Here is a 23,314-nt window from a genome sequence, read left to right as displayed (position 1 = left end):
CTCTTAAATTTTGTGAATTCTTACTGTCTGATACCTTATTTGGTGTCTGTCAAATGGTAAAAGCCTTTAAGCATGGTTTCAAAAACATAATGTTCAGCTACGCTATATTTAGTTTTAATAGGACGACAAAGCATCGGTTTTACGGGTATGGGATCCTCAAAGCGTTTTTCGACAATACCTATGTAATTAAGGCGCTCGATGTAACGGTTAAAGCGAGCTGTTGGCAAGATTGCAATCACATCGTTGATAGCACTTGATTCTACCAGATAATCCCAACTCGATGAGGTCATTAACAGCTTGGCCTTTGAATGAACACTTTCCAATTTTTCAACAATTTGTGCATTTGAAGCAAAGTCCTCATTTAAAATGGTAATAAATTGATCATCTAAGTCCGACCAGCTTAGCTTATTTTTTTTAGCTAGTGGACTTTGTGGTCTCATAAATGCTGCAATCTCAGATAAGAGAACCAGGTGTTGTTCAAATTTTTTCTCATCTAATTTTGTTGGTTCTTCAATCATTGCAAAATGCAATTCATTGTCCAAAAGCATTTGCCTTAATTTTTTGGTATCTTCTTCAACTATTTCGATTTGAATGTCAGGATTTTGCATTAAAAAATTGGGGAAAAATCTGGTAAACAAGATTCGTAATAAGGTTGTTGGAATACCAATCCGAATCATGCCTTTACGTTTTTTTCCTTCATTAGTTATCATGTTATCAATGGCATCAAATTTTGTCACAATTGCTAAGACTTCTTTATACATGTGTTTCCCAATTGGCGTTAAGCTGGTTAGTCGACCATTTTTTCGGTTAAACAATTGGACATTTTCACTTTTTTCAAAGTTAGAAATAAACTGACTTAGCGTTGATTGGGTCACATAAATCTGTTTGGCTGCATCTGAAAGGTTAAAATCTGCATCAACGATGGCTATTAAATAATTCATCTGGGGAATATCTAGTTTCATTGTGTCCTCTTATTCTAAACTTTGGGTCTTTTCCCTAATTATAGTGGAAAGTAGAACAGCCTTCAAGGAAATAAATTCTTTTTTTCTGAACATTAAAAGCCTCTCTAAAAAACTAGAAAGGCTTTTAATAATAACTACCATAGGATTTTAATCTTAATTTAACGATCGCCAACATACTCATAGATACCAGCAGCACCCATACCTACACCAATACACATTGACACTAAACCATATCTTGTTTCTGGACGTTTGCTCATTTCAGAAAGTAGACGCGATGTTAAAATTGCTCCAGTTGCTCCTAATGGGTGTCCTAGTGCAATTGCGCCCCCATTTACGTTAGTAATGTCCATATTGATGCCAAGCTCACGCGCTGATGCTAAAGCTTGTGCAGCAAATGCTTCATTAAGTTCAATCAAATCAATATCTTTTAAGTCAAGATTAGCACTTTCTAAAACTTCTGGAATAGCATAGGCTGGTCCAATACCCATAACTTTAGGGTCAACACCTACTGCTTTAAAACCTACAAAACGTGCAATTGGTTTAATATGCAATTGCTCAATCATTTCTTTAGACATTAAAACCACAAAGGCTGCTCCATCAGAAATTTGTGATGAAGTTGCTGCTGTCACTGAGCCGTCTGCTTTAAAGACTGTTCTTAGTTTTCCTAAAGATTCAGGTGTAGACTCTGGACGAATACCTTGGTCAGTCTTAAATTCTTCTTTGTACACTTCTGGTCCCTTAGCAGTGTATTTAACTTGCTCGATTTCAACGGGGACAATTTCGTTTTCAAATTTGCCATTGATTTGAGCAAGATGGGCCTTTTGATGACTTTGTGCACCAAAATAATCTTGATCTTCACGGCTAATATGATATTTTTCAGCAACGTTTTCAGCTGTAAGTCCCATTGGATAGGACGCACCGACATCTTGTTTTTGGAGTGTTGGATTCACAGTTGGTTCACCTCCACCCATTGGAACAGCAGACATAAACTCAACTCCACCTGCTACCATACAATTAGCTTGTCCTGCCATAATAGCATTTGCTGCTGTTGCAATGGTTTGAAGTCCTGAGGAACAAAAACGGTTAACGGTTTGACCTGCTACACTATGTGGTAGGCCTGCTCTCAAGGCGATTGTTCTTGCAAAGTTAATTCCTTGCATAGCTTCTGGGAATGAACAACCAACGATAACATCTTCAATATATTTGGGATCAAAATCACCTTCAACACGGGCAATGACACCTTTTAAAACGTCCGCTGCAACATCATCTGGACGACTATGAGCATATGCTCCCTTAGCATTGCCCTTGCCAATTGCAGAACGGCCGTAGGCTACAATATAAGCTTCATGCATATTATTTTCTCCTTCTCAATTCCATTCTATACCACACTGTTTAATTACGAAGTGGGCGTTTTGTAGCAAGCATATGAGTAATACGTTCATATGTTTTTTGATTAGCACTTAATGTTAAAAAGTTTTTCTTTTCTAAACCAAGTAGGTAATCATGATTAATATAAGTATTACGCGGAAGATCACCACCTGCTACTATATCAGCCACAGCCATTCCAATTTCCATATCATAATCACTGATAAAGTGGCCTAGTCTCATGGCATCCAAGTTGGACTCTACTACTGCCTTGAAGTCTCGTCCTGGTGCAATGTAGGTATATTTTTTAGCTGCTTGATAACCATATTCTGAATAAAATTGAGCTAATTCAAGTGCTGCATACACCCGTAATTCTTCATTTTGAACAATAACATCTCGTTCACGAAGGAAGCCTTCAGCTTTTGCCTCATAGGCATTCATTGAGACATAGGCAGAAGAAATTTGTTGAACCAATTTGGCAAGTCGTGCAAAACGGTTTGCAGGTGTCTCAGTCACCTTAAGAATACGCTCAGTCAATTCTGCAACGCCACCACCAGATGGAATCAAGCCAACACCTACCTCAACAAGACCCATATAGGTTTCAGCAGCAGCTACAACAAATGGTGATGCTAAAAGAAGCTCTGCCCCTCCACCTAATGCACGACCTTGAGCAGCCGTTACAATGGGTTTTGATGAGTAACGCACACGTTTCACTGCATTTTGAAGGACATCTACTCCAGGTGCAATAAATTCAGTAACCTTATTTTCTTCAATGGCTTGTTTCATGCCCATTAAGTTTGCACCAACACAGAAGTTTGCACCATTTGAATAAAGAACCATGCTAGTGTAATTTTCGTTTTCAAGCCTATCAACAGCATCAGCCAAATCTTGTGAGAATCCCGGAGTAATAGAATTAGCAGGTGTCTGCATTCTAAGAAGCAACTGTTGCCCATTTATGACAGAAAGATTAGTATCTGGCTTATTCCAAATTTCTCTTTCAATCTTAGTTTCTATAGGGCTGATATGATTGATTGTTTCACCTCTTTGATAGAAGTTTTCTGTGCGTTTTTCAATCCATTGCGGCAATTGACCAAGTTCCCTTTGCATACGTTCTTTAACCTGTTCAAAGCCCATTAAATCCCAAAGTTGGAAAGGTCCTAATTTCCAGTTATAGCCCCAAACAATTGCTCGGTCAATGTTTTTATAATCATTGGCTGCTTTTGGGACATTAACTGCTGAATAATAAAAGACATTACGCAAGGTTTCCCAAAGGAAAATCCCCTCTTTGTCTTCAGCATCAAAGATAACTTTTAAATTCTCTTTCAACTTACGGCCCAATTTTTCTTGAATAGGAAGATGAATTTTTTCCAGAGGTTTATAGGTTAAGCTTTCAGGGTCAATGACAAAACGCTCCCGGCCTTCTTTTTTATAGAAACCTTGTTTGGTTTTATTTCCAAGCATTTTAGCAGCAACCATTTTTTCAAGTGTTTCGGGAACTTTGAAGAAATCTTGTTCCGATGGGTCTTGCAACATACCACGAATAACATTGTAAGCAATATCTAAGCCAACCATGTCACCAAGTTTAAAGGTTCCAAGTTTTGGTCGACCAATGTATTCTCCTGTTAAAGTGTCCACTTCTTGAATAGATAAACCAGATTTCTGAGCACGTAACATGACATCATTTGACGTGTAAGTTCCGATACGGTTAGCAATAAAACCTGGAACATCATTAGCAGGAACAATTCCTTTACCTAAGCAGTTGACTGTGAATTCTGTCAAACGATCAATCGTTTCTTGGGAAGTTTTTGTGTTTGGAATCAATTCAACCAATTTCATAAAACGTGGTGGGTTAAAGAAGTGCATGCCAATAAAGCGTTGACGAGTTGTGTCATCCAATACCTTGGCAATAAATTCAATTGGAATGCCAGAAGTATTGGTAGCAAGAATGGCATCTTTTTTAGCGATTTTTGCTACTTTTGACCAAAGGTCATGTTTGATATCGATTTTTTCTGCTACTGCCTCAATAAATAAGTCAGAATCACTTTCTTTTTCAAGAGCATCTGTAAAATTACTATAGCTTAAATTTGAAGCAAATGACGGATCATATAGGAGGCCTTTTTTAGGGTGTGTGATACGGTCGTATGCGCCTTTTGATAATTTATTTTTATCATTGTCATCAATAACAATATCGAGCAATTCAACTTGCAGCCCTGCATTAACTAACAAAGCAGCAATTTGGCTACCCATTACTCCAGCGCCTAAGACGCTTGCTTTAGAAATAGTCATTCTTTTTCCTCCTTTTAATTGTGAAATTTATCTTGGAATTGTCGTAAGATACCAGCTTTTGCTGCTTTATCCCTGAGCTCTGCACGAAAATCTGGATGAGCAACCTCAATCAAGGCCATAGCACGCTCTTCCATTGTTTTATTGTAAAGGTCTGCGATACCATATTCTGTAACAATGGTCATCACATCAGCTCTAGGAACAGAAATAGGTGTTCCTGGCTCAAATTCCGAGACAATATTTGAATAGACTTGGCCGGTTTCTTCATCGATTCTTGTTGAGGCAACACAAATGAAGCTTTGTCCACCATTTGAAGCACCAGCTCCACGGACAAAATCACTAGCCCCTCCAACTGAACTAACGATGCGATGACCTGAACCTTCTGAGACCACTTGACCTGTAAGGTCAACCATTAGACAAGCATTAATGGAAACAAAATCATCATACTTTCCTACTTCAAATGCCTGATTAACGTGAGATACTAAATCAACCTCAACTTGTGGGTTATCTCCTGTCCAATTGTAGAGCTCATTGGATCCAAAGGCGAAACCTCCCTTGATTTTACCAGTTATTGCTCCTACTTCTGCTAAGTATTTCATGGATTCTGTGATCATTTCCGTATGAACAGACAAGTTCTTCTTAGATTTAAGCCCATAGGATACTGCCCCTGACAGGCCACCGAAACCAATTTGGATGGTGGATCCATCTTTGATTTTAGGAACAATTAATTTTGCAATTTCTTGATCCACATCTTTAGGTTTTGGCTCTGGTAATGGCATCATTTCAAAATCTTTTTCAATGATATAATCAATTTCTGATAGATGAATGCGTGTGTTCTCACCATTGACACGTGGAACTTTCTGAGACACTTGAACAATGATTTTCTCACAAAACTCTGTACATTCCCGTCCAATTGAAGTTCCCATTGGTCCAAAATTAAAATAGCCATCATCATCCATTGGAGAAACTGTTGTCACGTAGACATTAGGTTTAATAACTTCTTTGATAGCCTTACCGATATTTGAAAAATTCACTGACATCATGGATTCAAAGCCTAAAGGATAAACCTTACGATCCACTGGCCCCATGAAAAATCCTGTGAAATGTATTTTTTCAGCAACTCTTGGATCCATTAAAAATGGTAAGGGAGCTAATGGGAAAGATGAGGACACCTTAACATTTTCGAGTTCTTCATATCTTTGAGCTAAAAGTGTTAGGAATTCAATTGGCATTTGAGCTGCAGGGCTGACCATAACACGGTCATTGGATGCAATCAGTTTAACAGCTTCTTGCATATCAAGTACTTTCTTTTTATATTCTTGCTTATCAGTCATTGATTACTCCTCTTTACTAGTTTTTACATATAAAAGTAAAGCTGGAATAAGATATCCCAAACTTTACTTGACTTATTTTGCTTAGATAAAGGCTTGTTTTCCAGTTAAGGCACGTCCAATTACCAAGGCATTGATTTCGTGAGTTCCTTCATAAGTGTAGATGGCTTCAGCATCACAGAAGAAACGAGCGATATCATAATCTACAGTAATTCCATTACCACCACAGACACCACGTCCTAGTGCAACTGTTTCACGAAGGCGAGTTGCATTAAACATTTTAGCCATTGATGTTGCAATTTCACTGTATTGTCCTGATTCTTGCATACGAGCTAATTGAGTCGCATAGCCAAGTCCTGACATGGTATTTGCCTGCATTACTGCCAGTTTTTCTTGTATTAGTTGGTATTGTGAAATTTCTTTGCCAAACTGTTTACGTTGGGTGACATATTTTAATGTTGCTTGTAAAGCACCACCCATACCGCCTGCTGCCATCGCAGCTACACCAGCACGTGTGGAATAAAGAATTTTAGCAACGTCTTTAAAGCCATTGATTTTTTGAAGACGTTTTGATTCTGGGACCTTAACATCTTTAAAATGAAGATTAGCATTTGGGACGATGCGAAGTGCAATTTTATTTTCAATCACATCTGCTGTGAAGCCTTCTTGACCTTTTTCAACAATGAAACATTTGACATCATTTGTATCAAGGTCACGTGCAAATACTGGAACAACATCTGCTACAGCACCGCCACCAATCCAACGTTTTTCACCATTGATAACCCAGTTTTCCCCGTCGAATTTTGCTGTGGTTGCAAGACCACCTGCAACGTCTGATCCATGTTCTGGCTCTGTTAATGCAAAACAAGTCATTAATTCATGTGATTGTAGTTTTGGAACATAATAGTTAACCTGTTCTTCACTCCCACCAAATAAGAAAGTGTTATGTCCAAGACCGATATGAACACCTATAAAAGTATTCATTGAAATGTCAAAACGTGATAATTCATAACACATAAAGGCGAAGTACATTTCACTGCGACGTTTGGCACCTGGACGTCCTTCAAATAAGAGTGGATCATTTAAATAATTCATTTTCCCCATATCTTGAAAGAAGCCTTCTGGAACTTCTGCATTCATCCAACAATCATTGACAAGTGGACGGTATTTTGTTTCCAAAAGTTCACGAATTTGAGCTAATTTTTTAACTTCTCCTTCAGTTAATTCTTGGGAATAGCCCATAACATCTTCAGGGTAAAGTTCTTTGAGCATTTCTTGTTTTGTAGACATGGCATGTCTCCTTTTCTTTTTTTAATGGCTGTGCTTAAAAATATTAGTTAAGCGCTTACAATGTCATTATAAGTTAGCCAGCTCTAAAATACAAATTAAGCTTGATAATAGTAAGTATTATGTAACTTAATAGTTTGCAAAAAACTTTTAAAACCCTTTATTGAAGGCGTTTATAGAAAAATAATCTTTGTGAAAATCTCAAAAAAAGTTGCTTTTTAAGCAACTTTTTTGAACTTAAATAATGTCTTGACCATGCCGTTTGACATAATCCGTTAACCATTTTTGTATTTGGCCTTTATCAATTTTGCCGATTGCATTTCTTGGAAAGTCTTCCAATACAAGATAAGCTTTTGGTGCCTTATAGCCAGCTAAATGTTCCAGACAATAACGATTGAGTTCTTTAGAGTAATCAGCAAAATCAGCCTCTAATTGAATAGCAGCTCCAACGGATTCACCAAATTCAGCATTATCAAAGCCCACAACAATAGAGTCTTTTATTAAAGGATGTCTATTAAGCACTGCTTCAACCTCTGATGGTAAGACATTTTCACCACCTGTAATAATCAACTCTTTTTTGCGGTTAACGATATAATAAAATCCTTCTTGATCTTGTCGAGCTAAATCACCCGTACAAAAATAGTTTCCGTGAAAGGCTTTTTGCGTTTCGGCAGAATTTTCCCAATACCCTAAACAAACATGCTCACCAGATAAAATAAGTTCTCCAATATCACCTCGTTTGACATCTTGAAATTCTTTATCTACAATACGAGCTCTCACAAACATGATTGGTTTGCCGATACTTTTGGGATGATCAGCAACCTCTTCTGGTAAAATTCTAAAATTATTTGGTCCAACTTCTGTTAAACCATAGGAATTGATAATGGTATGCCCCATTTTTTTAAAGGCTTTTTGCACAAAGTCAGAAGCAGGAGCTCCTCCTGAAATAAACACTTTGACAGATTCCAAAGCTTGGGGGTAAAAACTTTCATGGGTCAAAAGAGTATAATACATTGTTGGCACCATAAAGAGATGTGTAATCTTGTAATCACTAATGAGTTCGATGGCTTCTCTAGGATTGAAATAACGTTCAATAATCAATTGTGACCCGTTTAAAATAAATGGAATTGCAAAACCACACAAGGCTGCGATATGAAACATAGGTGCACTAACCAAGGTACGATCAGACATTTTAAAATTCCAATTGACAATACCATTCATGGCATTTTGAATCATGCCATTGTGACTAATCATAACCCCCTTTGGCATTCCAGTAGAGCCACTGGTATACATGATAAAAGCTGGACTGTATTTATCAACCTTAACAAAGGGAAGTTCTTTTTCTATTTTTGTTTCACAAATAAGATCATATTCCATATCATCGACATCAACCATTTGACTATCTGGAACTAATTTTTCCAATCGATCTTTATGATTGCTGGCAAAGAAAACAATCTTTGGGTGACAGTCTTCAAGTATTTTCTTTATCTCAATAGGTTTCAAACGCCAATTGATAGGAACTAATACTGCCCCAATTTTAGTACATGCAAATAATAGGTCAAAATAAGCAATGTCGTTAGGACAAAATAAGGCAACACGGTCACCTTTACTAATGCCATAGGCTAATAAATAATGAGCCAAATTAACAGCACGTTGGTTCAAGTCCTCGTAAGTCCATTCTTTACCTTTTAATGGGTCCCTTATAGCAACTTGCTGTGAACTAAATCTGGCTCGAGTTTTTAAGAAATCAACATCCATGGTTCATCTCCTTTTTTTATTTGTAAGCACTTACATTAAGTATAGCATCAATTTAATGTTTAAACTACGAAAGTGCTTGAGCATCTTTTAACAATAAAAAAACTGTAATGAACTGCACCCCAATCGTTAGATATTATGTCCAACTTATGGAGATCCGTACATAAACAGTCTTTTCCACTATAATAATCCCAAATAATACCGTGAGTTTTACAACAATATCTTGCAAACATCATCGTGCTTTAAATCTGAATCTTTTACATCTATGGTTGCCTAAATATTTAATATAAATCTGACAGGGATTGTTAACATGCCATAATTCTGGAAAAATTTCCAATGCCTCATAGCCCATAGCTCGGTAAAAATAATTGGACTGATTGTAAGTCTCGTATTTGCCAAGAGCAATTGTTTTGACTTGTGAGTAGCTATATCCTAGACCTCTTGCCAACTTTTCATAAGCTAGATGCAATTTTTTTCCTATCCCTTGTCTATGATATTCTTTAATAATTCCCATGACAAAAATCTCGGCACAAGCCGGACTTGTTGCTTTTAAGGCAATAAATCCTACAGGTTTATCATTGTCATAGGCCGCCAAAAATGGCATTTCACTTGCATCTGTCACATATTTCTCGGTAGCTTCTTGAATTCCAAACCAAGAGGGCAAATCAACTAGTACCTTCCTTGCAATAGACTCTTTCGTTACAGAATCATGAAGGGTTATAATCGAAACTGTCATTTTCTTTTCTATTCCTTTATTTAGGTTTTATGATATCACTTATTAAGTTTTATTATAGCAGATGCGAAAATGATTCTAACAAAATAGATTACAAAAATGCCTCTTTTTCAAGAAACACTTCAGTTTACTTTGACCTATTAAAACTGTATACTAGCTAAATCAAATGTTATAGTAGGAAAAATAATGAGAAATTTAGTTATATTTTTACACATGTCTCTAGACGGCATTGTTGAAGGACCAAATGGAGCAATGGATATTGGTTTTGTCGCATATGACCAAGAGCTTGAAAATTTTGCTCAAACGCACTTAGCAAGTGTTGACACTATTCTCTGGGGAAGAGCAACCTATCAGATGATGTATGCCTACTGGACAGAAATGCTGACAAATCCAGAAGCTACTGCTTATGAAAAAAATCACGCCAAATGGATTAGCAATGTGGACAAACGCATTGCTTCAAAAACACTAAAAACTGCTGACTGGAAGCATTCAACCCTTATTAAGGAAAACCTAGTAGAAACAGTAAAAGACCTCAAAAATACAGAGGGACAGGACATTCTTGTTCTTGGTAGTCCTCGCCTAGCGAAATACCTCCTTCAAGAACAACTAGTCGATAAGATTAAAATCACTGTTTCTCCGACACTTGTTGGTAATGGGCTAGGCCTTTTTGACGGTATCACTGCAGAACTTGACTTAATTAGCTCAGAACAATTTGACTCCGGTGCCCTAGGCTTGGTGTACAATGTTCTAAAATTGTAAAATCAAGGACCATCTAGCTCTGTAAAAAAAGCTGATGCTTAACTTGCTAGTTTAACTCCCATTTTCAATCTAAAAAATCTCAGCCTTTTCTTGTCGAAGGCTGAGATTGTTATAACTACTTGATGAGCTTTACTGCAAAATATCTTTATCTTTAAATGACTTGCGAAAATGAAAATAACTCTATTTTGCCTTTCTTTGTTTTAGAACAAAAAAGAGAACAACTAGCAGTTGCATCAACATTAAGACTGTTGTTGCGATTCCTATAAGAGGGTATTTTTGAGAAGCTCCACCTAATACCAGATAATCCCATAACCAATGTGAAACAACCAATAAAGTGATTGACTTGGTTTGATGATACATAAGAGCATAAAAAATTCCTGCAATAAAGGTCATAATTAGCTGGATCAGCATTTGACCAAATGGTAATCCACCCAACACATTGATACTATGCAAAAGACTGAAAATAATAGCTGAATCTATTACTGCACTTGCTAAATCAGACTGCTTAAGTAGAGAAACAAAGAGCACACGACGAAACATCATTTCCTCAGCAAATCCTACCAAAAAAGTAACCAAGAGGGGAATCAGAAATGACATTTCAAATGTGACATTCCTAACTATAAAAAATAGGGCCATTACTACTATAGGGACAAAGATGAGCATAAAAATGCGAGAATTCCCAGTTGGTTGCCAGTTCGTTTCTAACTGCTTGCCTTGACTATAAAAGCAAAGTGACGAATAAGCAGCTAAAATAACCATAAAAGGTAACATGGTTTTAACATAATCACTTTCACCATAAGTCACATGAAATACTTGTGCACTTAAAAAATTAGCAATTCCCATAAGTAAAATGTAAATCAAGGGCCATAAAATCACTTTTTTATCCTGAATCTTAAGCATCGCTAGCTACTCCTGCTCTCATAATTATTTAATAACATTATAACACAATAGCAAATAAAATTGGACATAGAGATCAAAAATTATTGAATTCTTTTTGATTATTTACTAGTATAAGCCGTTACTAAAAGACACTCTCTCCTTTTCTTCTTCTATCATATCTACTCCAAAAAGGCCTAAGCCTTAAAAAATCAAGTTTTCTTTCCTTAGTTTATTTTTTTAAAAATGAGAAAAAATTCTCTCATTGATTACAAATCAACTCTTTTTTGGTAAGATAAAAGGTGTAGATTATATTCTAACTAAAAAATGCATTTAGGAGATTAAGTAATGGGGCACTTTATTAAATCAACACTTCAACCCTTAAAAGAAATAAAATTGTTATGGGTATTAAAAGTAAGTATTTTGCAATTTCTTTTGGTTCATATTGCTAATGGAGTCTTATCTGAACTTTTTTATATAATCCTTGATCTTACAAATTTACCTCATATTAACCATACTAATTTTTGGGAAGTTCTAAAAAATCCCTTATGCCTTATCATTTTAGTGATTTACATGATCTCGGTGGCCTTATTTATTCATATAGAGTTTTATTTACTATTTGCTATTATTCAAAACAAGCCCATTTTAACTAAAACTAGCCTAAAACAATTGCCACAATACCTTAAAAAATTTTGGCAAACCATTGGGGGGCGACAACTCCCTGTCTTTTTAGCTTATATTTTAGTGACTATTCCTGTTTTACACGTAGGATTAGCATCAGCCCTAACACAAAAAATTGCGATTCCAGATTTTATTATTGGCGAGCTAATGAAAGAAACCAAGGGGCAACTACTTGTTTATAGCTTAGCTATTTTAATTGCTTATATAAATATTCGCTTAATGCTAGTCATCCCGCTCGTTAGTTTAAAACATCTAACGGCTTGGCAAAGCATTAAAGAAAGTTGGTCACTTACTCGAAAAAATTGGTCCCTTCTTCTTCGAATCTTATGCTTGTCACTCCTTATTCTTTTTTCTTTTAGTTTGATTGTAATGGCCTTGATAGTAATGCTTTCGACCTTAGATAGCTCGGGTAATCACTTCTGGATACAAAGCATCTTTTTAACACTTATTTGGGAAGTAACATTTCTTGTTACTGCCTTTGTCACAATAGGACTTGCACTTATCTTCAAGCATTTTCTACTTGGAAATCCTCAAATATCAAGAGTTAACTCCCAAAGTCACCGAAGGATTGCAGTCGAATTATTGCTTTTAGTTATCATAACAACAGCTATTGGATTCTTTTCAGTGAGTCGATTAGCCTTTTATCAAACGAATGTTGATAAAACCGTTATCGCCCATCGAGGGGTCGTTGCCCGTGGTGTTGAAAATTCCATAGAAGCCTTAGAAGGCGCAAAAACAGACAAGAGTGACTATGTTGAAATGGACCTGATGCTAACAAAAGATCGTCATTTTGTCGTTTCACATGATAATAATCTAAAAAGATTGGCAGGAATTGATCAAAATATTTCTGATATGACTCTGGAAGAGGTTAAAAAAGTAGGTATAGAACAGGGAGACTTCTCAAGTCATATTTCTTCTTTTAAAGATTATGCTAACCGTGCAAAAGCATTAAACCTGAAACTCTTAATTGAGTTAAAACCAAATCCCAAAGAACCCAGTGATTATGTTGATCTGTTTTTGAAAGAATACCAGGAATTAGGTTTATCTAAGGAACATAAAGTCATGTCTTTAAACTTGAAAGTTATGGAAGACATCAATAAAAAGCAGCCCACTATTGAAACAGGTCATGTGATTCCTATTCAATTTGGAATTTTCGGCAATGAAAAGGTTGATTTCTTTGTCATTGAAGACCTCTCCTACCGTCCATACCTTTCTTTACAAGCCTATTGGAGCAAAAAGAAAATCTATGTTTGGACAATCAATAAGAGCGAGAGAATCGAGCATTTCCTAGACAAACCAATTGACGGCATTATCACGGATGACCCACTCTTAGTAAGAAACATTGAATCCGAAATGAAAGAAGACAAAACAATTTTTGACCGCGTCCTAAGACTGCTTAAAGAATTCAATTAAGATAACATTTAACAATACAGAACTACATCATTTGTAGTGAACACTAATCTAAGCAATGGTATCACAGCCCTTGCTTTTTCTGTTTGAAAGACCATTTTTTCTCTCAAGATTATTTTAAAATAAATCAAATTTTACAACAACGAAAAGAGAGCTTGTCAATGGTCCAACTGTCGCACCCATTAAGCAAACTCTTCTTGACATCTATTAATATTATAAAAACCATTATAATATTAGATATTTCCACCCTATGGGAGTTGAATAAGGGTGACTACTCATCTTAGTTCTTCGTTCATCTCACTCTATCAGATTAAGACTTAAAAAAGTTTCATGGCATCTGATTTCTTCTCACTAATCTTTCTCGGATCTTACGTAATTGTAAATAGCAATTGCTAAAGACATGAAACTCAAGAGACAGATGAGGTGAATAAGCAATTTAACAGGCTGCCTGAGACTAGTCATTTGAGTTAATATTATAAAAGAAGTGTTTATAAAAATCATTAATTGTAACAAAATATTTGTTAGGTTAAACTTCATAGTCATTTACCTCTTTGCTATTTCTAAAATATGATCAACTTTATTGTAGACGTTGGGAGAGTGGGTAGCTATTATCACAATTTTATTCTCTTTAGCCAATTCCAATATCAATTCAATAATTTCCTCACTATTTTTTTGATCTACTGATGCTGTCGGCTCATCTGCCAAAATAATTGGGGAATCTTTTAAGATTGTTTTGGCAATAGCTACACGTTGTGCTTCTCCACCAGAAAGTGTGTATATTTTTCTGTTTAAATCAACATTTAGGTTGACCCTTTTTAGTGCTTCACTCATTCGTTTTTTCTTGTCAGAATTTCCAAGCTTTTTCCCAACAAAAGCTAGATCTAAGTTGTCTAGGATTGTTCTATTTTCAATTAAGCCAAAGTTTTGGAATAAATAACTAAGATAGTTTTTAAAATAATCTTTTTCTTTAATTTTATTTATTTCAATATTGTTGACCGATATATTTCCAGAGTCGGCATGCTCTAATTTTCCAATAATGTTTAATAATGTTGTCTTTCCTGCACCAGATGCACCTATTAATGCGTAGGAATTCCCCTCATAAAATTTATAACTAAAATCTTCTAAAACAATATGCTCGTCAAATGTTTTAGTTATCCCCCTTAGTTCAATCATGCTATCCTCCTTTTAAATATAATACATTGGCCCTTTTTTCACTGGCTAACTGTAGCATAAATACAAGAAGTAGCAAGAATAAGTAACCAACTGGCACGAGTGCTACTAAGTGTGATTGGACAGCAAAAAATGCGGTTACTGCTATTAAAATATAAGCCGTACAAAGCATCATAAGATAGGACTTATGAATAGCTAATGCTCCCTTGCCAGCCAAACGTTCTAAGAAATGTGTTCTTCTACCTTGATAAAAGTAAATGCTATTCATTAATATAAACAACAAAAATGATGAAAAAATACTTACGGCTGTTGAAACCATTAGAATGTATTTTCGTGTTTGCATCGTATTTATTTTTGTTTCAATAGATAATAAGCCATTGGTCAATGAACCAAATGCAGCTGTTAAGTGATGTTTTCGAATTAAATCCATCACTTTTTTAGGATTGTTTACCAATAAGGTTGATGTCGGTAATAAAGCATAGTTAGGTTTTTCTACTATGATAATTGGGTCATGAACTAAGGCTCTATTTGAATATTGCCGACCAATCTGAGAATAAACAGGATAGGTAAATACATCACCACCATCATATAAAAAAGCATTCATTTTCGAGTTAGGGTGAGGATTTTCAAACCTGGCATTTTTGGGTAAGAATCCTCTTTCCTCAAAATATAGCCATTTTTCTTTCAGTCTATCAAAATTTTCTTTTTGATTACTTGGAATCAAAATCATCTTATCATAGGTCTCCATTTCATGAAGAAAAGAATTTGCATTTTTAGATAATATTATATGATTTTCATTGATATAATTTTCATTAACATATATCACGTTTGATGTTAAATCCGGAGTCGGTTCGTACACTTTTTTTCCCTTATTGGAAGATAAGGCTATACTGTCTAACATATCATTTCTATAAATAATAGTACTACTATCACGAAGTTCTTTAAAAAATATTTCTTTTTGAGTTTGAGTAATAGATCCTCCATCTTCTAAAGAGGTCATCTCATAAAAGGTAACATTGTCTTGCCAAAAATTTCTTCCTGTTTTCAATAGGTCTACTTCTTTAGTCATTAAAATCATTCCGTGAAAACAATACATCACTGAAAATAAAGTAAATAGTTGAATAATCGTAGTCATAAGAAAAATAAGCCCTACCGGTGCTTTACCTTTAATTGATAGAATTATGGGCTGATGTTGCAAGATATAATAAAAAATGTGAGACAAACAAAAATTAATCAAAAAAATTAAAGATGCCCAAGATAGTAATGGTACTAAAACTATTGATAAGGCTAAGATAGAAAAAATGTTCAATAGGAATAAGACCCCACTAATACCTAAAACACAAATTATTGTTAGACATAAGATAAACATACTATCCCTTTTGGTTTCTTCTAAAGCTATAACATGTTTCCCTTTTCCAGAAATCCTTAAAATACCAACTTCTTTCATACTTGCAATATGTTTGGTAAATATTAAAGAAATGTAGGCAATCAAAAGTCCAAGAATTATTAGAAATGATTGTGGTGTTGTTATAAGCAAGCGAAAAAGTGCAATTTCATAGTTTGTTGGTAGAACTCTGACTTTTGCTTTAAGTTGTGACAAGCCTTTGGCAACTTCATTCGCATCCATTAAACCACTCACAATAACATAAACGGTATTATATGAACTATTTTCAATCAATTCATTATCTGTTTGTTGTTTTAGCCCCTTAGGTAGTGGTTGATTTCCAATAGGAACATATGTGTTTTGGAGTTGACCATTAGAATCATCTACAGAGTCAACTATTCTCCTTGCTAAGGTAATATCATTGCTAGCAACAAAATCTTCAACAGCCTTAGGAAAATCAATAGGAGACTTTTCCACCACTACAACATCTCTAAAGCCACCAAAAATCTCACTACTATTAGCATTAATAAATAGTATTCCTATCAAACTAATTAAAAGGAAGGAAAATATCAATAATAATTTTTTTAATTTATCATACATTCCTAAACCTCCTTAAAACTTTCTAAAAAAGGAGGATTTCTCCTCCTCTCTTTCATGATAACTTATATACTAGTGAGAAATTGCAATTAATACATGTAGTATTAGATAAATTAATATCAAAAAGACTCACAATATTGAATATAAATCAATCAAATTACATTTTAGTTAGAATAAAATCCAGTTGGATTATAATAAAAAGTTGCAGGATCCCAAACAGTTCCTATAGATGCTTTAGCCCAAACTCCTGGACCTGCATTTTTATAATCCTTTACCCCGTTATTTGAATTAACAACCTTTGCTCCATGATTGTTATAGTCATGCTTATAGTGTGAATAAGCTTGACCAACTCCATAACCATAATTCCATGTCCCACCGGCTACACTAATTGATTCAGCATAAGCTATTGAACCAAATGATAATGATGCGGCTACTAAACCAACTGCCCAAATTTTAGAAATTTTTTTCATTTTTTATTCCTCATTTCTTTTTAGTTAAGTGACTAACAAATCCTCCAACATCATTTTGTATATCTTGATAGTCACTACTTATCTGTGAAATATGTATCATATTCACTCATAAAAGTTAAAGAATTAACGAATTTTTTAGTAGATACATTCTCATATCCACCACCTCCTCTATAATCTATTTTTCATATGTACTACCCCAGGGTCTATTCCTAGAGATTTAAATGTAACAGATACTAAACTAGTAGAAATTATTGCTAATCCCAAGACAATTAACATACATTTTACTACCTTCTTCATTTTGGAACCCCTTTCATTTTCGACATTATTTTATCACTTTAGTAAAATAATGTCAATTTTTTATGCTTATTTTTATTTTATAAACAAATATGTATTTTTGTGATATTGCTTTAAATAACAAACAAGAGTGACAAGTATCATCAGAAACTAGTGTTATTTATCATTTTTAGTCTACTAACCAAATTAATGTCTTTATTAGCATTTAGCTTATAAAGGTAGTGTAAAATATCTTGTGTAAACACAAAAAAGGAATAAATCCTGTATAGTAGAGTTACGACACTTCACTAGAAAGAGATTTATTCCCATGACTCAGTTTACCACAGAATTACTTAACTTCCTAGCGCAAAAACAAGATATTGATGAATTCTTTCGATCCTCTTTAGAAATAGCTATGAATGACCTCTTGCAGGTTGAACTATCAGCTTTCCTTGGATATGAGCCATATAAAAAAGAAGGTTACAATACAGGTAATAGCCGTAATGGGACCTACTCTCGACAGTTTGAAACGAAGTATGGCTTAGTCAATTTAATCATTCCAAGAGATCGAAACGGCGAGTTTTCACCAGTTTTATTACCATCTTATGCTAGACGAGATGACCACTTGGAAGAGATGGTGATTAAACTCTATCAAACTGGCGTTACGACACGCGAAATCAGTGACATTATTGAGCGCATGTATGGTCACCACTACAGTCCAGCAACGGTTTCAAATATCACAAAAGTGACCCAAGAAAGTGTCACTGCCTTTCATGAGCGTTCCTTTCAAACTAACTACTCAGTCTTGTATCTAGACGGAACTTACTTACCCTTGCGACGAGGTACGGTCAGTAAAGAATGTATTCACATTGCACTTGGTATCACGCCTGAAGGGTATAAATCAGTTCTTGGCTATGAGATTGCCCCTAATGAAAATAATGTCTCTTGCTCAGATCTTCTTAAGAGGCTACAAAATCAAGGACTTAAGCAAGTTTCTCTAGTTGTTACAGACGGGCTTAACGGTGTGAATCAAATCATCCAACAAGCCTATCCAATGGCTAAACAGCAACGGTGTCTGGTTCACATTGGTCGCAATATCTCCAGTAAGGTCAAACGAGTAGATAGGGCACCTATTCTAAATCAGTTCAAGCAGATTTATCGTGCCACAAATTTACAGGAGGCTATTAAATTATTGGAACAATTTGTTTCTGAGTGGAAACCTCGTTACAAAAAGGTTATGACATCACTTGAAACAACTGAAAATCTCCTAACTTTCTATCAATTTCCACATCACATTTGGTCTAGTATTTACTCTACAAACTTGATTGAATCACTCAATAAAGAAATCAAGCGACAAAGTAAGAAGAGGGTGGTTTTTCCAAATGAAGAAGCCTTAGAACGATGCCTTGTAAGTATTTTCGAAGACTATAATATTAAGTTCGGAGCTCGTATTCATAAAGGATTCGGAGTATGTTTTGACACACTTGATAGCTTATTTGACTAATATTCAAAAACTCTACTCTTGTGTTTACACAAAATTATTGACAGTATCCTTATAAATTACCAATCTGGAATTTTTTTGTATATAACACAATACAAATATATAAAATCATATATCGGAAACATATTATTTTAATGCATTTACAACATTGTATCCGCCAATAAACCAATCCATATTATATTGCTGACTTCTATAAAAAAATCGTAAAGAACTTTATTTAAGCTATTTACGATTGCCTCTGTACAGAAATTCATTAGAATAGTGTAACAGCTCAAAACACATAACAAACTTTCCGACTATTCCTCAAGTCTTGAGAGTCATCTATACTTGATTATTTTAATATCTTATGAAAAATGCTAGATAAGATTTCCTATTCACATTGAAATTTCAAAAAACTTAAACAAATCATTAAAATATAAACTTAATACTCGATAAGAAAATTTTTTTAAATTATAAAAACATATCATTCTTGACGAAGATTAAAAAACCGTTTTTAATAACATAACAATTAGGTTATATGAAATAAAAATATAAAAAATTATAAATTAAATTTTTTTATATAACTTTCTAATGTGAGACTCATCTTATCGTTTCCAACTAGAGTATATAAAAATTGAGATAAATAAAAATATTTTTTTACCTCCTCCTTCTCAGCAAAACCTTCACTTACATTTCCCATTAAACAATACAAATCAGGTAATAAATAGTAATGATTATGATTCTTACAAATATCAATTGTTTCTAGAATTTCAGAGATTGCATCCTCTATCTTTTCCTCTATCCAAAGATGTCGACAATAATTATATCGTGCTTTAATAAGTATTTCCAAATCTTCGATAAATGTTATTTTAGCATTACTCAATGGCGAAATAATTTTTAAATACATTTCTCCACTTATCTCCTTATTTTCTGTCAGAGAATAAAAATTTAATAGACTATTGAAAAAAATAAAGTAATCACGCTCTTTGTCAGACATTTGATTTATTGTAACTTCTAATTTTTTTATTGCTTCTGCTTTTTTATCATCACAATGAAATAGAATAATCGCTTCAATCCATGTTAGATATAACTGATCAGAAAGAGTGAGCTTTTGCTTCTTTCTAACTTCTAACTCATATAGATACTTTAAAGATATATATTCTCTCTCAGTCAATAACTTTTTAGATAAGACTTTAAAATTATTAAGTGTACTAGTCTCTTTTGAAATATCTTCATCAAAAAAATAATTCATTGAAACATTAAGTCTCTGTGACAATTTATAGAGTAAATCGGAGCCGGGATTATATTTTCCTTTTTCAATTCGACTGATTTGTCCCTGTTCACAAATTCCCTCAGCAAGTTCTGCTTGAGATAAATTTAATTCCAATCTTCTACTTCTAAAACGAGTTGCCAACAACGTCATTTCTCCACCCCTTAAATTATTCTTTTGCAGAAGCATTCTATCATTATTTTAAATATTGTCAAGAAAAACTCAATTTAAAGATAATACAATAATTACATATTATATCACTAAATCACTAGTTTGTAATTCATATGAATTTATGATTTGAATAGGTTACACTAAACTAGACAGAAATTATAAAGTGTTCTACACTTAAGAAAAACGGGAGAAAAACCATGTCTAGAAAAGTACGTCGTCACTTCACCGATGATTTTAAGCAACAAATTGTGGACCTTTACAATGCTGGTAGAAAGCGTAGCAGCCTCATCAAGGAATACGAGCTAACCCCTTCCACCTTCGATAAGTGGGTTAGACAAGCCAAAACAACTGGTTCATTCAAGTCTGTTGATAATCTGACAGATGAACAGCGGGAGCTAATTGAACTCAGGAAACACAATAAAGAACTCGAAATGCAATTAGATATCCTAAAGCAAGCGGCAGTGATTATGGCACAAAAAGGGAAATAATCACTGCTAATAAGGCTAAATACAGCATTTCAAAGATGTGTCGCTGGCTGAATATGCCACGCTCAAGTTATTACTATCAAGCCGTGGAGTCAGTATCTGAAACGGAGTTTGAAGAAACTATTAAAAGAATTTTCCTCGAGAGCGAGTCCAGATACGGATCCAGAAAAATCAAAATATGCTTGAATAACGAAGGTATCACACTTTCACGGCGTCGGATTCGACGCATTATGAAGCGACTCAATTTGGTTTCTGTTTATCAGAAAGCCACCTTCAAACCACATTCTAGAGGCAAGAATGAAGCCCCTATTCCCAACCACTTAGACAGGCAGTTTAAGCAAGAAAGACCACTACAAGCCTTAGTCACTGACTTAACCTATGTTCGTGTAGGCAATCGTTGGGCTTATGTTTGCCTCATCATTGACCTATACAACCGTGAAATCATCGGCCTGTCTCTTGGTTGGCACAAGACCGCTGAACTCGTTAAGCAAGCCATACAAAGCATCCCTTACGCCCTGACCAAAGTCAAGATGTTCCATTCAGATCGTGGCAAAGAGTTTGATAATCAGTTAATTGATGAAATATTGGAAGCCTTTGGAATCACACGTTCGCTTAGTCAGGCTGGTTGTCCTTATGACAATGCCGTAGCTGAAAGTACGTATCGTGCTTTCAAAATTGAATTTGTTTATCAAGAAACCTTTCAATCGCTGGAAGAACTAGTTCTTAAGACTAAAGACTATGTTCATTGGTGGAATTACCACCGCATTCATGGTAGTCTCAACTACCAAACACCAATGACTAAAAGATTAATTGCCTAGAAAAACACTTTATAAATGTTGTACAGAAAAGTGTTGCCTTTTCACCTTTGGTTACAGGAATTTTGATAACTTTAAGAAACGCATCTATCTCGCTTTAAACATAGCAAAAACGAGTACCAAAATGGTACTCGCTAGAGCTTAGCTATAAGTCACCCACTACAGTTGACAAACTGGCAAGACACCTGTTTTAGGAAGAATTTTATCAAAGTATGTGGGACGCAAGACGTCGAGTATTGAAAATGAAATCACTAAAACAAGGAATCATTCAAGACAAAGAGGTAATTATAATGCGGACAGTTTTCGGAATTGATGTGAGTAAAGCAAGCTCAGAAGTGGCTATTCTTGTGAATGGTGAAAAGGTTCATGGCTATACTATGCCCAATGATGCCATTGGGTTTAATCGCCTACTGGGGGACCTAGCGACTGTGAATAGCCCCAAAATCATCTTCGAGGCTACCGGTGTCTATTCTCGCCGTCTCCAGGCCTTTCTGGAAATCAATGGCTATGCCTATACACGCCTAAATCCTCTAGAAGCTAAGAAGCAACTAGACAGTTTGCGGGTTAGAAAAACCGATCAGATTGACGCTGAAAAGCTAGCTTCATCACAATTCATTCTTAACCGCAAGCCAACTTATGTTCAAGAGGAAGTCTATCAAAACTTGCGTGACCTCAGTCGATTCTACCAAAATCTAACAGAAGATATCGTCAGGAATAAAAATAGACTTCACAAGGTGCTTCAAGTGGCCTTTCCAGAAATTGAGAACCTACTCTCTTCTCCTACAGGTGAGCAGTATTGGAGCCTTGTGACCATCTTCCCAACTAAACATTGGGTATTGGAATTATCAGAAGTTGAATTGAAAGAGACTATTCGCCAGTCAACTTCTAAACGGATTTCTGAGAACAGAGTTGAACGATTGGCTGAAAAGTTAGTCGAACTGGCTAAGCAGTCCTATCCTGCCCTTTCAAAAACCTCTCCCATGATAGAAGAGGTTAAGTATCATGCACAGGAACTTCTGAGACTGACAAACCGTAGGGACCAGGTCCTAGCACAGATGATCGAACTAGCTGAACCACTACCTGAATACGAGATTCTTCTCTCTATTCCTGGTATCGCAGAAACAACAGCTACAAGCATTATTGGCGAATGAGGAGACATCCGTCGCTTTCAGTCTGCAAACCAAATCAATGCCTTTATCGGTATCGATCTTAGACACTATGAATCTGGCAATTTCCTAGCTCAAGAACATATCACCAAGCGTGGAAATCCCTATGCTAGAAAAATTCTCTACAAGTGTATTCACAATATTGCTTCAGCTAGCCACACCAATCCCTGCCATATTGCAGACTTCTAGGAGAAACGAAAAAGGCAATCGCAAACGACTTCAACTAAGCCACATACAATTGCCTCTATACATCGTCTCATTCGGACAATGTATTACCTCTTAACGCATAACAAACTTTACGACTACGCTTCAACCCAAAGTCGGTAAAGTCGCCTATGCCCTATAATTCTAACACCTTGTTTTGAAAAATGCTAGATAAGGTGTCATTTTTCTGTACCTAAATTCTTAAAAAATGGCACGAACTCCTCCTAAAATGACTCTATTGATACACTTTCAGAAATAATTTTGAGTCAGAACCCGCATTATTCTTGACAAATAGTAGAAAAGAGCCATTTTACAACAATGAAAAGAGAGCTTGTCAATGGTCCAACTGTCGCACCCATTAAGCAAACTCTTCTTGACATCTATTAA

General features: G+C 35.2%; 16 protein-coding genes and 1 pseudogene. 5 read left to right on the top strand and 12 right to left on the bottom strand.

Going from position 1 to position 23,314, the window contains the following annotated elements; translation table 11 throughout:
* Positions 1 to 35: 35 nt before the first annotated feature.
* The 7 genes from Q9317_RS03585 to Q9317_RS03555 all read right to left on the bottom strand — a co-directional run bounded on the left by Q9317_RS03585 (position 36) and on the right by Q9317_RS03555 (position 9,719).
* Positions 36 to 962, bottom strand: a complete 927-nt coding sequence (locus tag Q9317_RS03585; protein ID WP_003099107.1) for a LysR family transcriptional regulator — start codon at positions 960 to 962, stop codon at positions 36 to 38.
* Positions 963 to 1,120: 158 nt separating this feature from the next.
* Positions 1,121 to 2,314, bottom strand: a complete 1,194-nt coding sequence (locus tag Q9317_RS03580; RefSeq protein WP_003099104.1) for a thiolase family protein — start codon at positions 2,312 to 2,314, stop codon at positions 1,121 to 1,123.
* Between the two features lie 40 nt (positions 2,315 to 2,354).
* Positions 2,355 to 4,613, bottom strand: a complete 2,259-nt coding sequence (fadB, locus tag Q9317_RS03575) for a 3-hydroxyacyl-CoA dehydrogenase/crotonase FadB (RefSeq protein WP_003099102.1) — start codon at positions 4,611 to 4,613, stop codon at positions 2,355 to 2,357.
* A 14-nt stretch (positions 4,614 to 4,627) separates the two neighbouring features.
* Positions 4,628 to 5,944: an acetyl-CoA hydrolase/transferase family protein gene (locus Q9317_RS03570; protein WP_003099100.1), complete on the bottom strand. Its 1,317-nt coding sequence runs from the start codon at positions 5,942 to 5,944 to the stop codon at positions 4,628 to 4,630.
* An 81-nt stretch (positions 5,945 to 6,025) separates the two neighbouring features.
* A complete protein-coding gene (gene fadE, locus Q9317_RS03565; RefSeq protein WP_003099097.1) occupies positions 6,026 to 7,231 on the bottom strand; it encodes an acyl-CoA dehydrogenase FadE in 1,206 nt (401 codons plus the stop codon).
* Positions 7,232 to 7,465: 234 nt separating this feature from the next.
* Positions 7,466 to 8,986 (bottom strand): long-chain-fatty-acid--CoA ligase FadD, encoded by a 1,521-nt coding sequence (gene fadD, locus Q9317_RS03560; protein WP_003099096.1) that lies wholly within the window; start codon positions 8,984 to 8,986, stop codon positions 7,466 to 7,468.
* 229 nt (positions 8,987 to 9,215) lie between these two features.
* Entirely contained in the window at positions 9,216 to 9,719 is a 504-nt protein-coding gene (locus Q9317_RS03555) for a GNAT family N-acetyltransferase (protein ID WP_003099095.1), read from the bottom strand.
* Between the two features lie 183 nt (positions 9,720 to 9,902).
* Here Q9317_RS03555 and Q9317_RS03550 point away from each other — a divergent pair, with 183 nt between their 5' ends.
* Positions 9,903 to 10,475, top strand: coding sequence for a dihydrofolate reductase family protein (locus tag Q9317_RS03550; RefSeq protein WP_003099091.1), 573 nt, complete (start codon positions 9,903 to 9,905; stop codon positions 10,473 to 10,475).
* A gap of 180 nt (positions 10,476 to 10,655) precedes the next feature.
* Here Q9317_RS03550 and Q9317_RS03545 read toward each other — a convergent pair whose 3' ends face one another.
* The gene (locus Q9317_RS03545; RefSeq protein WP_003099087.1) at positions 10,656 to 11,375 is read right to left on the bottom strand and encodes a CPBP family intramembrane glutamic endopeptidase; all 720 of its coding nucleotides are present in this window, start codon (positions 11,373 to 11,375) and stop codon (positions 10,656 to 10,658) included.
* A 324-nt stretch (positions 11,376 to 11,699) separates the two neighbouring features.
* Here Q9317_RS03545 and Q9317_RS03540 point away from each other — a divergent pair, with 324 nt between their 5' ends.
* Complete coding sequence (locus Q9317_RS03540) at positions 11,700 to 13,445, top strand: glycerophosphoryl diester phosphodiesterase membrane domain-containing protein (protein ID WP_016355882.1); 1,746 nt, start codon at positions 11,700 to 11,702, stop codon at positions 13,443 to 13,445.
* A gap of 540 nt (positions 13,446 to 13,985) precedes the next feature.
* Here the strand turns inward: Q9317_RS03540 and Q9317_RS03535 are convergent.
* From Q9317_RS03535 to Q9317_RS03525, 3 genes are all read right to left on the bottom strand, one after another.
* Positions 13,986 to 14,615, bottom strand: coding sequence for a putative bacteriocin export ABC transporter (locus Q9317_RS03535; protein ID WP_003099070.1), 630 nt, complete (start codon positions 14,613 to 14,615; stop codon positions 13,986 to 13,988).
* A 1-nt stretch (position 14,616) separates the two neighbouring features.
* Positions 14,617 to 16,596 carry a DUF1430 domain-containing protein gene (locus tag Q9317_RS03530; RefSeq protein WP_003099069.1) on the bottom strand — a complete coding sequence of 660 codons (1,980 nt, stop codon included), beginning with the start codon at positions 16,594 to 16,596 and terminating at the stop codon, positions 14,617 to 14,619.
* 161 nt (positions 16,597 to 16,757) lie between these two features.
* Positions 16,758 to 17,063, bottom strand: coding sequence for a lactococcin 972 family bacteriocin (locus Q9317_RS03525; RefSeq protein WP_003099068.1), 306 nt, complete (start codon positions 17,061 to 17,063; stop codon positions 16,758 to 16,760).
* 601 nt (positions 17,064 to 17,664) lie between these two features.
* Between Q9317_RS03525 and Q9317_RS03520 the strand changes: the two genes are divergently transcribed.
* Positions 17,665 to 18,840 (top strand): IS256 family transposase, encoded by a 1,176-nt coding sequence (locus Q9317_RS03520; protein WP_003099066.1) that lies wholly within the window; start codon positions 17,665 to 17,667, stop codon positions 18,838 to 18,840.
* Positions 18,841 to 19,375: 535 nt separating this feature from the next.
* Here Q9317_RS03520 and Q9317_RS03515 read toward each other — a convergent pair.
* Positions 19,376 to 20,239, bottom strand: a complete 864-nt coding sequence (locus Q9317_RS03515; RefSeq protein WP_017795003.1) for a helix-turn-helix domain-containing protein — start codon at positions 20,237 to 20,239, stop codon at positions 19,376 to 19,378.
* A 215-nt stretch (positions 20,240 to 20,454) separates the two neighbouring features.
* Here Q9317_RS03515 and Q9317_RS03510 point away from each other — a divergent pair.
* Both Q9317_RS03510 and Q9317_RS03505 read left to right on the top strand, forming a co-directional pair.
* A protein-coding gene (locus Q9317_RS03510) for an IS3 family transposase (protein ID WP_089180059.1) occupies positions 20,455 to 21,560 on the top strand; the annotation gives its coding sequence in 2 pieces (ribosomal slippage) (positions 20,455 to 20,731 and positions 20,731 to 21,560; 1,107 coding nt in all).
* 287 nt (positions 21,561 to 21,847) lie between these two features.
* A pseudogene (locus Q9317_RS03505) lies at positions 21,848 to 23,050 on the top strand (IS110 family RNA-guided transposase).
* The last annotated feature ends 264 nt before the right edge of the window (positions 23,051 to 23,314 follow it).

Source organism: Streptococcus iniae, from assembly GCF_030732225.1.
Lineage (GTDB): Bacteria > Bacillota > Bacilli > Lactobacillales > Streptococcaceae > Streptococcus > Streptococcus iniae.
The sequence above is the reverse complement of the archived record's forward strand: the minus strand, read 5'-3'. Positions and strand labels throughout refer to the sequence as shown.

Coding starts and splice junctions, on each gene's coding strand:
- Q9317_RS03515 (WP_017795003.1), bottom strand. CDS start 20,239: ATGACGTTGTTGGCAACTCGTTTTAGAAGTAGAAGATTGGAATTAAAT.
- Q9317_RS03555 (WP_003099095.1), bottom strand. CDS start 9,719: ATGACAGTTTCGATTATAACCCTTCATGATTCTGTAACGAAAGAGTCT.
- Q9317_RS03545 (WP_003099087.1), bottom strand. CDS start 11,375: ATGCTTAAGATTCAGGATAAAAAAGTGATTTTATGGCCCTTGATTTAC.
- Q9317_RS03540 (WP_016355882.1), top strand. CDS start 11,700: ATGGGGCACTTTATTAAATCAACACTTCAACCCTTAAAAGAAATAAAA.
- Q9317_RS03520 (WP_003099066.1), top strand. CDS start 17,665: ATGACTCAGTTTACCACAGAATTACTTAACTTCCTAGCGCAAAAACAA.
- fadB (WP_003099102.1), bottom strand. CDS start 4,613: ATGACTATTTCTAAAGCAAGCGTCTTAGGCGCTGGAGTAATGGGTAGC.
- Q9317_RS03535 (WP_003099070.1), bottom strand. CDS start 14,615: ATGATTGAACTAAGGGGGATAACTAAAACATTTGACGAGCATATTGTT.
- fadE (WP_003099097.1), bottom strand. CDS start 7,231: ATGTCTACAAAACAAGAAATGCTCAAAGAACTTTACCCTGAAGATGTT.
- Q9317_RS03525 (WP_003099068.1), bottom strand. CDS start 17,063: ATGAAAAAAATTTCTAAAATTTGGGCAGTTGGTTTAGTAGCCGCATCA.
- Q9317_RS03570 (WP_003099100.1), bottom strand. CDS start 5,944: ATGACTGATAAGCAAGAATATAAAAAGAAAGTACTTGATATGCAAGAA.
- Q9317_RS03530 (WP_003099069.1), bottom strand. CDS start 16,596: ATGTATGATAAATTAAAAAAATTATTATTGATATTTTCCTTCCTTTTA.
- Q9317_RS03580 (WP_003099104.1), bottom strand. CDS start 2,314: ATGCATGAAGCTTATATTGTAGCCTACGGCCGTTCTGCAATTGGCAAG.
- Q9317_RS03585 (WP_003099107.1), bottom strand. CDS start 962: ATGAAACTAGATATTCCCCAGATGAATTATTTAATAGCCATCGTTGAT.
- fadD (WP_003099096.1), bottom strand. CDS start 8,986: ATGGATGTTGATTTCTTAAAAACTCGAGCCAGATTTAGTTCACAGCAA.
- Q9317_RS03550 (WP_003099091.1), top strand. CDS start 9,903: ATGAGAAATTTAGTTATATTTTTACACATGTCTCTAGACGGCATTGTT.